Consider the following 14,577-nt stretch of genomic DNA (forward strand, 5'->3'; position numbering starts at 1 on the left):
TCTCTCCTTTTTGCGATGAGGATCAAAAGGCATGGGGGCATCAGGACCGGTCGCAAGGGCAAATGCGGAGGGTCCGCGCCACAGGCGTGGAAGCCGTATTTGTGCTTGCCGAAGCAAAGCGCAGGGCACGAGCGGTCCGACCCCGTGCGATCCACATCAATGCGCAAAGAGAAGAAACCAAAATGTATGCCCCCACATCGCAGTCGCCACGGTTCTCGTTGATCTCGATGCAGGTGAAGGTCGGGTTCGCTTTGATGCAACGTGTTGGGGTTTGGTCTGTCGCGCACAACGAAAAGCAGGGCGGTTGTTCAGCCTCGGGCGAAGTCCAGTTTTCCGGTGTTGAAATGGCTCTGACGTTATCGGCACCAAGCTTGAGGACGTGGAGGACAGCTGGTCCGGCCGCATCGGTATGGCACGGCCAGTCCTTCCCCAATCAGAGTGCGTCCAACATCCTGACCGTCTACGAACAGCGATCCACATAGCCGTCCAAAGTTGCAACGATCTGTGCCTTCGGTACCAGGCCTGCACGAACATGCCACGCGTTCAAATTCTATCGATGCCGCATTCCGCACCAGCTGGCTCAAACGCGCTGTTGCACGTTCCCCGACCTGACGCTCTGCAGTGCAGGACGGCCGCCATGTCTCTGGGGCATTGAATCCGACAAGGCGGACGTTCGCCGGCAACCCGCGAATGTCGACGGTGTCCCCGTCGATGATCCGTACATCGCTTGAACGGATGGTCCGATCCGGTGGTGTTGGTTGCACCGCGGGCGGCCCGTTGCGAGACAGGAAGCCGGAAGACATCCAGCCGGTTCCCAAGTCAGACCGAATTTGCGCCCATTGCCCTTGGTCACGGAGCAGTTGGACACGCGTGCCTTCAACCAGAACGCCCATGACCCGATCAGACGTGGACGGCCCGTCCCGCTGATTGACCCGAGTGCCTGTCACATAGACGTAAGCGGCACTTGCCGTTTGCGGTGCGGACGTCGCTGGTGAGCCGTAAGATGTGGATTGCGATGATGTTGAATCGAAGAAAGATCCAATCAACGCAACGAACGCGACGACAATAACAAGCGGCACCATGACTTGTCGCTGAGCCCTACGGACCGCCCGCCGTGGTGCAGTGATTGCACGGGTGACAGACATCGGTCGGGAATTTGGTTGGTAAGACTTGGTGCGGCGCTTCTGGGTCGGACGCGGAGTCCTATCCTTAATCTCTGCTGAAGACTGCGATGATTTCTCACGTTCCAACTTCAAGACTTTATGCAGATTGGCATATTGGGCCTTACTCAGACGTGTGTCAGCTCCATACGTCTGAAAGCGTTCGGCCATGTTTGTTAGAAAAGAAACCTCCCAATCGTTCGCCTGACCAGACTGCAGTCGCGCATCAATACGCAATTGAATCTCTTTGGTGCGTTCTGGGGAAAAGGGCATTGACTGAAAAACCTGCGCGCGTGATATGCTGCCCAACAAAAGTCATTTGTGGCGCGGACACAATAGACTGAGATTACATTGAGATACCGCTCTGCCAATCACGAAACGGGAAATTCACTTAGCCACCGCCATGACTTAAATGAACCCGTGCTGCAGACCATCTCCGAGCATCTGAACTTCGAGCAGCGCTTTTGAGAACGAAGAAAGGGCCACCCGAAGGTGACCCTCTCTGACTTATGCTTCTGCCTTCTCCTTCGCTGGATCCGCGACTCGCATCACCGTCAAACCCTTCGCTTCGGCTTTCTGGCCGAGGTTCAGTGCGACCCCGTTGCCGCCGAAGAGGACAACTCCCGTAGCGGCGAACTTATCGTCCAGCATCTCATCGTTGCACTTGAACGGTGCTGCACGTCCATGTGCGGACCAACGCGGATCAAAGCGCGCTTGGTTGATGCCCCGCGCGCGTGCCCACCGGGCCGCGATCATTTCAGCCCCATGCTTGCCGCCTTTGTGGCAGATGAAGATATCCTGATTGCGGTTTTGTTTGATGCGGTCACGCACCTTATCAAGGGTCCGGAAAATGACGTCGATGTCAGTCCAGTCCGTCGCTCCAGAGACAATCAGAGGAACTCCCTCGACTTTCGACTTGGCGGCCGTCTCACGATCATGCTGCTCCAGAAGCTGCTTGGCCTCGAAGACGGCTCCCGTCTCTTGCGCCCGAACGCTGGCCCGCGATCCCGCTGCCGGGATGAAGGCATTGCCGGTCTCGACCTCGTAGCATTCCGCTGCCGCCTCCCCCATCGTCTCAATGGCGTCCACGATCTCGCGCAATTGCACGAAGCGCGCTTGCGCCTCTTCCAGTGCGGTCTCGGCGATTTCTGATCCGTCGTGGCATTTTGCCAATGCGCCGATCTTGTCGGCTGTCCGGTCGACTTCCTTGCCAAGGGCAACCTTGCGGCGCTGCAGAATTGTCGCCAACCCGTGCGCGAGGGGTTCGATCTCTCCTTCAAGCCCGGTACCCCGTAGCTGCCCGAGCAGGGTCTCAAATGCTTCGCGGATGATCCTGTCTTTCAGGATATCGTCCTGCGGGATTGGCAGGTGTGCATCTTTCTCCGTCAGGCCGAAGAGTTCGATTGTCTCGTATGTTGTCGCTTGATCGTAGGCCATGTGTTCATCTCCAATGTTTGAGTTTGATGACCACCACGTGCGTGTGGGGGCATGGCCGATTTCTGGTTCACCGAATCTGTCCGGGTCAGGGACGGCGCAGCCGCCAGCTTGCTGGGCGCAAAAGTTTTCCAAGCGCCGTGCTCACAACAAGCGCACCCTCTCGCACACGACGGACCTCCCCACACACCCCCACTCTTGCCGAAAAGTTTTGCGATCCTTGAGGCGGGCTGATTTGGGGGCCATCCGGAGGATATGCTTCCATACTCATGTGTGTGTGTTTTGACGCCAGGTTTGCCCGACACGAGCAGGCAGGCGGTGGGGCCGGACACGCAGGCGGACGCAGCGGCGGGATCGTTTTGCCTCGGCAAAACAGACCAGAGCGAAGTCCGCAGGCGTGGCCGAGACCCGCCGTGCTCGCGAGACGGGCAAACCGGGACCCACAGCACAACGCCGCGGTAAGGCCGCATGGCCGCATGCGCGACGGACCGCAGGGACGTTCTCACCTGTGACACGCGGAGCCGAGCAGGGGAGACCGTTGGGTATTTCGTCAGAGGCTCAATTGGTTGGCAAACACGGCAGAGGGAACTTTGATATTCTTTAGTTCAAAATTGGCTATGTGGACCAAGCCGACCTTCGCCATCTCGAAGGCAACGACCGGCCCAACATGCGCATCGAAGCCAGGCCCTTCGCCGCTATGTTAGACGATCTGGAGCTAGCGGGGGTGGCTTTGCAAGCCGCAGAGAGCATGGAGTCCCACCATGAGCGCGAGCGTGAAGATGAGTGGGTAGACACTTTCCGCGATCTAGTTCGAGACGAAAAAGGCCAACGCAAAGCCTTGGGCGACAAAATGTACGACGCGTACCGAGAATTGGTCCGTTGGAGCGCGCAACGCGCGCTGCTGGGCCGCAGTGGCGTCGATATCCCCGTTTTAGGGTGGATGTACGGCCTCCCCCGAGGCTTTCCGACCGGGTTCGACAAAACCATGTGGGCCGGGTTGGTAGGCGACTCCAAGCTGCGACTTCAAGTCGGAGAACTGCCGATCGCAACCGGCGAAAAATTGGCCTTCAAACAGAGGGTGTCAGATGAGATCGCCGCCTTTAAGAAGCGTTGGGACTGGGTCATCAACCCGCTCGTCATAGCTGTCGCCTTGGAGGTTGTCGTCCGTCCGAACCCGAAAACGCCACCAGCGGTTCTGCATGACCTCGACAATATAGTCAGAGATTATCTCATACCGGGTATAGTTCCTGCATTTGGCACGGTCTCCGACCAGCGATGGACAATCGACTTCGCAGAACTGCGCGAAAGCGATCCTAAGCTTGCCGATGCGTGGGGGTCAAACCCGACGCCCCCGGCAGGAACCAGAAATGGCGTCACGCGATACGAAGTCTGGCGTCTACCGGCCGTCGAGGGAGAACCGGGCTTCGTCAGCGTCGCCCTTGTCGCCGACATCGACGCCAAGGGCGATCTGATGCAGCAAATGGATGAACACATCAGCGATTGGCGAGACAATCTATCGGACGATAGCCGACGTCCCTGGCAACGACGGCGCCCGACTGGTAGATGAGTGCCGGAATTTATAGGGTGTATCACTCTTTAACAGCATCAGGGTACCAGTCTCCTTAAAGATCAGAGAGAACGCGGCTCAACTTGCCTACACAATATACCCTGACCGCAATGGAACACACTCACGCTCGGGGCGCTTCAGTGCTTCTGCATATTTTCTCGCGTTGTCATCGATCCCATCATGCCAAAGCTTCGATACAAAATCGCGAGCATCCTGCACCGTCATATCTTTGAGTATGGGAGAGAGGGCCATAAAGAGCTCGTCCTCGGTGAGGGATGCCGCGCGACACATCGCGGCCTCATAATAAGACGGGTCGTTCAAAACATATTCGCTTATTGGCATCAACTCGACATTCTCAGCCGGGATCGCCAAAAAAATCGTATCCTGAATGGTTTCTAAAAAGTCGCGACGGGATGTGGAGACCGGTTTGCCCTGGCTCTTCGCATCGGCGTAGGTCTGTTTCGTTTCACGCAACCGCAACTCTGCATAGGAGAACGCTAGGTCGCGCTTTTGGGCTGGAAGCGAAAATTTGGTACATACCCCAATGCGCGTGATCAGAGCGGTTACTTCGGCTTCGAGATCAAAGCTTTCGAACCAAACGCGCTCTGTTTTCGGTTTTCTGGCCATCCGCCCTCTCAAGATATAATATACGTTAGTATATTATTGTAACACAGATCTGTCGTTCGACAAGCCAGCACATAACAAGGGATGCTAATTTGGACGCCAGTCAAAACGCCTAGGAAAGCGCGGGTGTCTCTCGAACATACAAACACAAAAAAGGGGAACCGCGTTGCCGCGGCTCCCCTGTTCTTTCAGTCGATGGTCTCGCGTCGATCAAGCAACCAACGACAATCCACCGCTGGCGTCCGGCTGTTGATCCCCGCTCTGCACGAACGGAATGATTGAGAACGTCTGCCCGCCACGCTGCTCTTCGTTCTGCACGGCGTTGACGCGCAAATCGCCGTCGGGCGTGTTGATCAGCAGCGAGACGTAATCGTGCCCCGTCCGGTTGCTCTTGGCCATCCAAGCGGAGCCAACGCGGATTGGCTTGCCTTTCGGAGAGCTCACTTCGATCCGGTAATCCGGGTGCGTGTCTTCCGTCTTGTAGTCGTTCTCGATCAGCATGAAATCCAGATCGAACATCATATTGGCAATGTAGCCCGCAAAGGCGTTGTCAGCATCCATCGCCGTCAGCTCGCCCGAGATTGAGCCGGATTTCATCGTACCATTCGAGACCAGCGGGATGATCTCGAAGTCTTCACTCTTGGCCTTGCGCGCTTCCTGCGTTTGAACCGCATTGACGCGGAATGGCCCAAGACCAACATCCAGCTGCATCGAGATGTAGGGATTACCGCTGGTGTTGCCGGTCTCGTTCCAAGCTGTACCAATGCGCACCTTGCGACCAGACTTGTTGACCGCCGTGACATCATAGTCCGGGCTACGCTCTGACATCTTTGCGCGGGTTTCCAGCTGTATTAAGATGTCAAATTTGGTGTTGTGGATTGTGCCGGTGAAGACAGCGGCTGCGGTGTCGGCGTTTTTCGTGAGGGTTCCTGCGAACATGTGTCTTATCCTTCTTGGGTTATCGGGGCCCGACAACTTGCCAGACCATCCGAGATTGCTTTTCGACCCCTTGTGGGATCACAAAACAGAAAGCCTGCTTTCAACTTTCTCCCGACCTCTCAAACAGTTGAGGAACTTGGATGGACGCACATCGTCGCAACTCAAGCGCAACCCATTCTTTGCCCAATATTCAGTTGGAAGGTTTCAGGCATCATGATCGGAAAGGAAGAACTCCTCTTCCTGACCATTCAGACGGCCCCCACTGCGGTCGGTCAAACCAATGGCACTGCCGTTATGCTCAAAGACGATGAGATACTGGCCCAGTGTATCCTTGCGGATCACATATCCCTCGTTTGACCAGTGAACGGATTTCCCTGCATCGACAGCTGTTTTGATTTCCGCAATGTTCATGTGTGTCTCCATCTAAGTTGACGAATTCCGGCCGCGCACCCGCCAATATGGGCGGGCACGCGGTCTCTGCATTTGGTGGAAGTGCTACTGTCGCCCGCAACGCCGATCAGGCTGCGCTGCGGATACTTGGGTGCCCATCGCCAACAATGCGGGCGAGGATTGCTGCCGCATCGACCCCTGCCCCATGCGGCACAAAGACCCGCAGCTGGAAAGCGATGATTTCAGTAAAACACCCGAGGGCCTTGAGACCATCAATCGTGCCCTTGTCCGCCCCACCAATCTCCAAGCGCACATCGCCCGCAACGCGGCGGCGCGTCAGCGTCATGCCGCGCCCCAGATCGACGGGTGCCGTCGTGCCAAGCGCCGCCGTCAGCATTTCACTTGGTGTTTCTGGCGTTCCTGTCATGAACCGCGCCCGAAGAGCTGCGGCCCCCTCCTCGCTGAGGGTGCGGCCAATCATGCTCGCACAGCCCTCGGGCGTAACGCGATAAATACGCTCGTTGCTGGTCGGGATGGTCTTCCAGATCGGAAGCAACTGACCAGTGAGCAGGTAGAGCTTTGTCGTGGTGGTTTTAGGAAGACCATCGGCCTCCTCGTCCCAAAGCCGGATGAACTCTGGTCGGTCGATGGTCTCCCAAGCCGAGGCCTCAAACTTCGCCTCCTCAAGGTAGGATTTGCCAGTGGGCCGGACAACCTTGCGCATCAGGGTGACGATGTCTTCGTCATACATCTGCATCGGGCGTTTTGAGATCAACCCAACCCGCCCCGAAGCCCGATTGACCATTGGGATTTTGTCGAAGTTGTTGCGAAGGGCATCATCGGCGCGCGCAATGTGTACAGGATCTGTCACCTCCAATCCAATGATGCGCGTCACAGCCCCAGATATCGGGCAGGTCCATAGATCTTCTACAGAGACCTGCTTGATCGTCTCGCCCCGCAGCATCTCCACCCCAAGATCGAGCGTGCCTGCATCCCGCGCACGTTCGGTCTGATCGGCGATGCGCTGCATGAACTCCGCAAAGAGCGCGTTCTGCATGTGGATCGGCAACGCCAACACCCGATTAAGAAACCGTTGGATCGGCGGCAATTCTTCGAGCAGCACGCCATCCTTGTCGATCAGCCTCAACGCCGTCCAATCCGTGAAGACCTCGTAGCCCATCGCCTCCGCACGCCCGGCGGCAAGATCGGCGTAGTACCCCCGCAGCGCGGATCGTGCGATGGGGCTTTCGAGATTGTCCTCCTCGCGGAACATGCCCTGCGAGCCTGTCTCGCGTTGGCCTTTGGTGAGCGCACCAAGCTGATCAAGACGTTTGCTGATTGTTGAAGTGAAGCGTTTTTCACCGTGAACGTCCGAGGTGCAGACACGGAAGAACGGCGCGCTGACCTGCGCAGAGCGATGCGTGCGCCCAAGTCCCTGAATAGCTGCATCCGCGCGCCAGCCGGGTTCCAGCAGATAATGGCGTCGCCGTTTTTGATTTTTCGCTGTTTGCGCTGCGTGATAGGATCGCCCTGTTCCTCCCGCATCCGAGAAGATCAGGATGTTTTTCTCGCCATCCATAAACGCCTGTGTCTCAGACGAATTGCTGCTTGCAGCGCGCTTTTCGATAAAGAGCGCGCCGTCGCTGGATTTGAGCGGGCGAATAGACCGCCCCGTGACCTCTGCCACGGCTTCATCCCCGAACGCCCAGAGGATTTGATCCAGTGCCGCAGGGATCGGGGCCAGCGCCATCAGGTCCATCATCGCCTCGTCCCGCAGGGCCAACGCTTCGCGAGAGACCACCAAGGCCCCTGTTTCATCCCGCAGCGGCTCTGCGACAACATTGCCGTCAATCTCGACAAGCTTCTGGGTGTGGATCGGAAAGGCCTGTTCGAGATAGCCGAGCACGTAGTCGCGCGGCGTCAATGCCCCCTCGACCAGTTCATCATCGGGGTCCATCATTTCCAAGCGCCGTTTCAAGAGGCTTTCGCCCGTCGAGACCACCTGGATCACGCAAGCATAACCATCGGATAGGTCCTGCTGAATGGCGCTGACAATCGACGGGGCTTTCATGCCCATCAGCAGATGATTGAAGAAGCGCTGCTTTGTGCTCTCGAACCGCGACTTGGCAGAGGCTTTTGCGGCAGATGCATTTGTCTCGCCCGAGGCATCATTGACGCCTGTGGCGGTCAGTGCGGCCTCTAAGTTGTGATGGATAGTCCGGAACGCGCCCGCATAGGCATCGTAAATCTCTGTTTGGGCAGGTGTCAGTGCATGTTCCAGCACATCGTATTCGACCCCGTCAAAGCTCAGCGCCCGCGCGGTATAGAACCCTAGTGTTTTGAGATCGCGAGCCACCACTTCCATGGCCGCCACACCGCCCGCCTCCATCGCTGAGACAAAGCTCTCGCGGCTCGGGAACGGATACTCTGACCCTTGGCCCCAAAGCCCGAGCCGGGATGCATAGGCGAGGTTGTGGACAGATGTGGCCCCCGTCGCCGAGACATAGAAGACACGGGCGCGTGGGGTGGCGAGTTGCAGGCGCAGACCCGCAAGACCCTGCTGGGACGGTTTCGCTCCCCTGCCCTGCTCTGATCCAGCCGCATTTTGCATCGCGTGGGCCTCGTCAAAAGCGAGTACGCCGTCGAAGTCGTCACCCATCCACGCGAGCAGCTGATTCAGGCGCGTGGTGCCGCATTTACCCGCGGAGCGCAGCGTGGCGTAGGTCACGAACAAGATGCCGTCGCCCATGGTGACGTGCTGGTCGGGCTTCCATTTCGAGAGCGGCTGGATATCTGCGGGCGAGCCTCCAAGATCGGTCCAGTCGCGCACGGCGTCTTCAATCAGCGTTGCGGATTTTGACACCCAGACAGCTTTGCGCCGCCCGGACAGCCAATTGACCAGAATGAGGCCTGCGCACTCGCGCCCCTTACCGCAGCCAGTGCCGTCCCCCAGAAAGTATCCCAAGCGGTAAGCCCGCGCCTCCGCATCCTCATCACTGCGCAGCATCTTGGTCTGGTCTTCATCGATGGTGAACTTGCCAGGCAAATCGCGTGCATGAGCATCGTTGGCCATGATGATGGTTTCCAGCTGGGCTTCCGAGAGATGACCCTCGGCAATCAAGCGGTTCGGCAAGCGCAACCCCTCGGCGGATTGCAGGGAAGGCACCGGTGGTGCAACAGACGCCATGGCAATGCTTTCAACCAGCGGCGTCGGGTGTTCCTGTGCCCCCGCAATGTCGATCCGCTGCGGGCGATAACGGGCATAGATCTCGGAAATAGGGGTGTTTTCGCGCGGCGTCTCGAGCGTGGCGAACGACAGCGGTGTTGCTGCGTGTTTAGGAGTTTTGGCAGCAGATGCGTTTGATGCGACAGGCTTGCGCGCCTTGTCAGGCGCAGATCGCTGCAGAGGGCGCCCGACATTCAATGAGCGTGTCGCCGTCACAGGCGCTACAATCGACCGTGTTGCGGCGACCTGGTCCACAATGCTGACCGCTGAATCCAAATCATCAACGAAGGTGCGGATCATCTCGCTGCCCTCATCGACCTTATCAAAAACCATCAATTGCGTATCCACGCTGGTGCCGAGCTTGCGGTAGACATGGCCCGGGATGGTCAGGGCCAGCCGTGGCGTTAGAAGGCCCATTGCACGGGCCCAATGTGTAGCATCCCGTTCGGGGGTGAAGCCCACCGGCATGATCGCAACAAGACGTCCGCCAGAGGCCAGTCGTTTCGCGGCCCCGATGAGATGCTTGGCTGCGATGTGCTTGTCGCGGGAGCGATCGACCGAGGACGCAAACGGCGGGTTCATCACTATAACGCTGGGGGCTGTTGTTGATGTCAGCAGATCATCGATGTGCTCGGCGTCATGTCCGCTTGCCTGCGCGTCGAACATCACATCGAGCAACCGCTGGCGAAACGGATCGACTTCGTTGAGCATGAGTTTGGCGCCTGCCCGCTTCATGAACCCCGCCAGCGAACCGGTTCCCGCAGAGGGTTCCAGTACCGTCTCACCAGAACGGATTGCGGCCGCGCGCGCAGCGAGGGCCGCGTAAGGCAGCGGGGTCGAGAACTGTTGCAGGCGGATCTGTTGCTCGGAACGCCGTGTTTCGGTCAAAAGCCGCGTCGCGAGGTTCTTGGCGGCACCAAGTGACTCTGACCCGCTCGCAGCCAAAAGAAGCGATTGAACAGCAGCAGCCTGCATCATGTCGTAGGCCATACGCCAGTTCCATGCACCGCTGGCATCGCTATCGCCAAAGGTGTCGCGCATGATCTTTGAGAGAGAGGAGCTGCGCAAAGGGCCGCGCGCGATCTCGGCGGCGATCAGCGACAGGGCTGTCTTGAACTGAGCGTTAGATCGGGATTGATTGGAGTGCTTCTGGTTGGGATAGGCCATGATTTCTGTCCTTTGTGATCCGGTTTGAGGTTCACAGGACAAAAAGCCTCCTCTACGCCTTGCAGCGCTAAGGAGGCCCTAGGGCCAGAATACGGCGTAGAACGCGCTGTGGGGCCTCCTACGGCGTCTGCTGGGCAAAAAACTCTGCCAACACAGCACTGCCCTCAGCCATTTCGCGATTGATGAGGGTCGATCCCGCCAGTAACGCTTTTGAAAGCCGCACAAGACCGCCGGTTTCCAGGGTGCGGTAGCAGCGCCGCTTTTGACGCCCACGCCTGTAATGGGTTGCTGTGACGATCTGACAGGTACTGCCATCGCTGAGTGTCACAGGGGACACGAGCTTGATCTTGTCGCCCTCTGCGTAGTCTGGGATCGCGGCCCAGTCCCGACAGCGTTGCCGCCAGGCGTGGGCGTAGCTGTCGGGGTCTTTCAAATCGGACAGCAGATTCAGGATGCTCGACGGCGCGCGGGACTCGCAGGGACCAGCGCTTTCCTCCATGTCCTTGTAGCCCCAGCACCCGTCGTCGTACCGCGTCAGAAACACTGCACCGAAGGTGAAGGTTCCATCTTTGTCGGTCACATAGGTCCGATCCACCAAGGGCCCCGCATCGCATGCAACGACCTTTGCTGCCGCATACCACGTCGAGCCAACCTTGCTGACTTTGACCAGTGTCGTGCGGCGCGTATCTGTCTCGAACGTGCACAGACGCGTGATCTCTGCCTTCTCATCGGCGTAGGTCTGAACCCGCCGGTCGGTGTAAAACAACCAGCCCACTATGCCGCCCTCCGGTCTTCAATCTCCATCAGAGCGTCGAGCGGCACGCGATACGGCTGCAATGCATCGAAGTCCTCGCAGTTGCCGCAGTTTTGAACGATGGCAAAGGTGTCGCAGGCGTCCTTCAGGACAACTCGGAATGTGCCACCAAGACCCGATGGCACCTCGTAGGTTCCGCCAATCAGGAAGTCTGAGGCGCGGCGCACAAAGACGCGGATGGAATGGCCGTCCGTTGCCAACCGAATAGCTCCCTGCCCGCGATCAATGAGCGTTTGCACATCGTCCAAAATGTCTGTGTAGAACTGCCCGGTCAGATCGCGAAACGCCATTTGGCGCTGTGCCATCCAATCGCTGTCCCGAAAAGGATTGATGCCGTTCGCAAAGGCAAAGCTGGGATCAGACTGCTCGGTGGTGACAATACGAGTGGTTGAGCCGTCAATGCCGTTGGAACGCAGATGTACGCCGTTCCCAACGATGAGGATCAGGGCGGGCTTATCGACTGGCCCGTTCCAATTGGGCAGGAAGGTTGAACACGAGCGGGCATGCGCAATTTGCGCCGCAACAGCGGACGCGGAGAACTTGAGAATAGCCATGGGGATGTCTTTCATAAACGGCGGTCTGAGCCGCGTGTTTCTGGGAGTTATTGGGGAGTGGGATGACCCGCGTCTGGTTGTTCCCAAGCGCGGGTCACCTCGGTGGATCAGGCGGCTTTTGCCTGAACCGTCTCTGCTGGAGCGGTCTCTTCCGCATCGACACCCAAGCTGACGCCACCGGTCGTTTGCATCATCGGCGGACACCATGCTGCGACCGCCCGATGCTGTGCTTCAGTGAGGGTCGCAAAGGGTTCGGCGAAGAGCTTGTCGCAAAAGGCGACGATCTCTTTCTTGCTCATGGAGGCCAGTGTCACGGCCTCCTGCGCAAGGCCGAGCTCTTCGCCAAGGATTTTGAGCAGCCACGCCTTCTTGAACCGGTTGAATAGCGCCGCGTTCGGCGTCCAATGCGCGCGAATGTCGGGCATGACCTCGATCTCGAAATCGTGCATCAGGCTGTCGCTCTGAACGCTGCGGGCAAAACAGGATTGCGTCGTGCTGGCCGTGGCATAGGCCACCAGTTTGGCCTTCTCGCCCTTATCAAGTGCACGGAATGATGCAAACTGATCTGCCGGAGATTTCGCCTCACCCGCCCAGGACAGATCAAGCGCGTCATGCGCCTCGGCGACCTGTTCCAGCGATGTGCCATCGATCTCGTCCATCTTGGCGTGGCTGCGGTATTCCTTGCGGGCCTCGACCTTGATGCCATGGGTTACGCTCATGCCGCCAAGTACGTCCGTGACCAGCTTGAACAAGGTCAGATCGAGCGTGGCTTCGGGATGCAGCGTCATTGCCGCCCCGAGGGCCATTGCCCGCTCAGTCTTGAGGTCTTGGGTTAGCGAGGCGGGATAGGCGATCGTGTCGGTGCCCTGCCCGTCCGCATCACCAGACATGCCGCCGGCGCTGCTTGCCTGCGCAGTCGCCTCAGGCTTGTCCTCTGGCCGCACCAGGCCAACATGCAGCGTAATCTTGCCGTTTGACCAGGATGCGATGACACCACCCTGCGCAAGGTCCTCAGAGCTGTAGGCCTCCTGCAGATCCCGCGCCTCCTCCTCGAGCGCATCCACGCGATCGTAGAGTGCATTGTAGGCATCGGTTTCGAGGGTCTCGTCCTCCATCTCAAGTTGGAGTTTCTCGAGCTCCTCGGTGATCGCATCCACGCGCTTTTGACCAGCGGCGTCAGGCTCGATCGGGCCGGGATAGACGCGACCATATTCTGCCATCGTTGCATAATCGTAGCGCACCAACGCCTCGGCCCACGCAAACCCCATTTGGGCCCGCGCCTCTTCGGCGGCGGCGGTAAGTTTTTCGACCATGATGGCCTCGACCAGTGCGATGTCTTCCAACACCGAATGCTCTTCGAGGAGATCGGCAGCGATGGGACCGCCTCGCGCCACGTATTCCTCGCGCACAAAGGCCCCGATATCGTCGCTCACCTGCACACCACGTGTTTTGAGCGCCTGACGCACCGTATAGGCCTGTACATAACTGTCATCGCCTGTCAGCGCCTCATACACCTCAAGCTGCACGGCCTGGCTTGGATGATCCGCAAAGGCCTTCATCGTATCGAGGGTGATAGACTTGGCGCGGGCGGCTGCGCGGATATCTGGATGGATCAAACCATAGCGCAAACGGCCTTTGACGGCGGTAATGGTCGTCCCGAAGGTCTTGGCGATGGTGTCCGGCGATTGCCCATCAACCTCCATCATGCGCGCAAACGCTTCGAACTCGTCGATAGCGTTCATCGGGGCCTGCGTGATGTTCTCGGCCAGCGACAGGGCCGTGGTCACATCGCAGTTATCGGGCACCAAGCGGCATTCGATCTTGGTTTTGTTGGTGAAGCCCTTGGCGGTCCTATCAGCGACCAGTTCAATCAAGGCAGCGCGACGTCGACCACCTGCCAACACGCCAAACTTGCCATCGATCTTTTGAACCAGCAGCGGTTGGATGATGCCCAAGACGCCAATGCTGGCCGTGAGGTGGGCGATCGCCTCTGTCTCGTAGGTTTCTGGTGAATTGCTCCGCACATTGGCAGGATGCGATGTGAGATCGCCAATGGCGACCGAGATAGATTTGAGAGCATGTGTCATGTGATGTCCTTTTGAGATGTTGAGCCGCCCCGAACATTCGGAACGGCATGACCAATCCCCCGGTTTGAGGATCACATGAAACAAGGCCCGCTTTCCCTTTGTAGGGGTCAGCGAGCCTTCAGATTGTGCTTGGTTTGCAAGGTTGGGCCCCCTGCCCTACCAGTCGGATGCCATCATGATGGTCAGCACGCGCACGGTGGTTGCAGGGTTGTCAGGGGTCTCAGCGCCATACCGGAAATCGCTATCCGCCTCATAAAGATCGATCTTCCAAAAGACCTTTTGCCCCCTGATATCGACGGCCCCGAAGTCGTGGCGTCCATCGGGATCGTTCTCGGGTTCAAAAACGTCGAACTCACCAGCTGCTTTGACCGCCTCAGCCATGAAGCCATCCTCGGCCTCCGCAAGTGATCGGGTCACATGCATCCGGCCCGCAATGGGCTGATCCGGTGCAAAGCCAAGGCAGGCGAGTTTGCGGAAGGCATCATTCTGCGATGCGATTGCTGCGATGTCGGGGCCTTCGGTTTGGGGGAGTGCGGAAGTGGTCATGGGTCTGTCCTTTCGAGGAAATTGAAAACACAAAACCGAAAGCCTCCTTTCACTCTTTGCGAACCCCGC

10 protein-coding genes and 1 pseudogene are annotated in these 14,577 nt (G+C 58.3%); 1 reads left to right on the top strand and 10 read right to left on the bottom strand.

The genetic code is table 11. The annotated features are described in order from the left end of the window. Positions 1–356: 356 nt before the first annotated feature. Positions 357–1,433 carry an SH3 domain-containing protein gene (locus BUB72_RS19285; RefSeq protein ID WP_083588708.1) on the bottom strand — a complete coding sequence of 359 codons (1,077 nt, stop codon included), beginning with the start codon at positions 1,431–1,433 and terminating at the stop codon, positions 357–359. A 234-nt stretch (positions 1,434–1,667) separates the two neighbouring features. Beyond that, a complete protein-coding gene (locus tag BUB72_RS16105) occupies positions 1,668–2,597 on the bottom strand; it encodes a DUF2493 domain-containing protein (RefSeq protein WP_073145889.1) in 930 nt (309 codons plus the stop codon). Between the two features lie 616 nt (positions 2,598–3,213). Here BUB72_RS16105 and BUB72_RS16110 point away from each other — a divergent pair. Next, a complete protein-coding gene (locus tag BUB72_RS16110; protein WP_175549187.1) occupies positions 3,214–4,161 on the top strand; it encodes a hypothetical protein in 948 nt (315 codons plus the stop codon). Between the two features lie 87 nt (positions 4,162–4,248). Here the strand turns inward: BUB72_RS16110 and BUB72_RS16115 are convergent, their stop codons facing one another. The 8 genes and pseudogenes from BUB72_RS16115 to BUB72_RS16150 form a co-directional block, all read right to left on the bottom strand. Further along, the gene (locus BUB72_RS16115; RefSeq protein WP_245814888.1) at positions 4,249–4,788 is read right to left on the bottom strand and encodes a hypothetical protein; all 540 of its coding nucleotides are present in this window, start codon (positions 4,786–4,788) and stop codon (positions 4,249–4,251) included. Between the two features lie 207 nt (positions 4,789–4,995). After that, positions 4,996–5,724 carry a DUF736 family protein gene (locus tag BUB72_RS16120; RefSeq protein WP_073145891.1) on the bottom strand — a complete coding sequence of 243 codons (729 nt, stop codon included), beginning with the start codon at positions 5,722–5,724 and terminating at the stop codon, positions 4,996–4,998. A gap of 219 nt (positions 5,725–5,943) precedes the next feature. Next, a pseudogene (locus BUB72_RS16125) lies at positions 5,944–6,135 on the bottom strand (hypothetical protein); the annotation flags it as partial. Positions 6,136–6,241: 106 nt separating this feature from the next. Continuing rightward, positions 6,242–10,507 carry a strawberry notch family protein gene (locus BUB72_RS16130; protein WP_073145895.1) on the bottom strand — a complete coding sequence of 1,422 codons (4,266 nt, stop codon included), beginning with the start codon at positions 10,505–10,507 and terminating at the stop codon, positions 6,242–6,244. Positions 10,508–10,625: 118 nt separating this feature from the next. After that, complete coding sequence (locus tag BUB72_RS16135) at positions 10,626–11,282, bottom strand: DUF6927 domain-containing protein (protein ID WP_073145897.1); 657 nt, start codon at positions 11,280–11,282, stop codon at positions 10,626–10,628. Further along, entirely contained in the window at positions 11,282–11,875 is a 594-nt protein-coding gene (locus BUB72_RS16140; protein WP_073145898.1) for a regulator, read from the bottom strand. The genes BUB72_RS16135 and BUB72_RS16140 overlap by 1 nt, the downstream gene beginning before the upstream one ends. A gap of 107 nt (positions 11,876–11,982) precedes the next feature. Further along, positions 11,983–13,962, bottom strand: a complete 1,980-nt coding sequence (locus tag BUB72_RS16145; RefSeq protein ID WP_073145899.1) for a ParB/RepB/Spo0J family partition protein — start codon at positions 13,960–13,962, stop codon at positions 11,983–11,985. A 156-nt stretch (positions 13,963–14,118) separates the two neighbouring features. Next, the gene (locus BUB72_RS16150; RefSeq protein WP_073145900.1) at positions 14,119–14,508 is read right to left on the bottom strand and encodes a DUF3768 domain-containing protein; all 390 of its coding nucleotides are present in this window, start codon (positions 14,506–14,508) and stop codon (positions 14,119–14,121) included. Between the last annotated feature and the right edge of the window lie 69 nt (positions 14,509–14,577).

The sequence above is a fragment of the Litoreibacter ascidiaceicola genome (assembly GCF_900129235.1).
GTDB classification, from domain to species: Bacteria; Pseudomonadota; Alphaproteobacteria; order Rhodobacterales; family Rhodobacteraceae; genus Litoreibacter; species Litoreibacter ascidiaceicola.

What these genes read in the sequence shown, in the direction of transcription:
- BUB72_RS16130 (WP_073145895.1), bottom strand. Translation starts at nt 10,507, where the DNA reads ATGGCCTATCCCAACCAGAAGCACTCCAATCAATCCCGATCTAACGCT.
- BUB72_RS16120 (WP_073145891.1), bottom strand. Translation starts at nt 5,724, where the DNA reads ATGTTCGCAGGAACCCTCACGAAAAACGCCGACACCGCAGCCGCTGTC.
- BUB72_RS16145 (WP_073145899.1), bottom strand. Translation starts at nt 13,962, where the DNA reads ATGACACATGCTCTCAAATCTATCTCGGTCGCCATTGGCGATCTCACA.
- BUB72_RS19285 (WP_083588708.1), bottom strand. Translation starts at nt 1,433, where the DNA reads ATGCCCTTTTCCCCAGAACGCACCAAAGAGATTCAATTGCGTATTGAT.
- BUB72_RS16150 (WP_073145900.1), bottom strand. Translation starts at nt 14,508, where the DNA reads ATGACCACTTCCGCACTCCCCCAAACCGAAGGCCCCGACATCGCAGCA.
- BUB72_RS16140 (WP_073145898.1), bottom strand. Translation starts at nt 11,875, where the DNA reads ATGGCTATTCTCAAGTTCTCCGCGTCCGCTGTTGCGGCGCAAATTGCG.
- BUB72_RS16115 (WP_245814888.1), bottom strand. Translation starts at nt 4,788, where the DNA reads ATGGCCAGAAAACCGAAAACAGAGCGCGTTTGGTTCGAAAGCTTTGAT.
- BUB72_RS16105 (WP_073145889.1), bottom strand. Translation starts at nt 2,597, where the DNA reads ATGGCCTACGATCAAGCGACAACATACGAGACAATCGAACTCTTCGGC.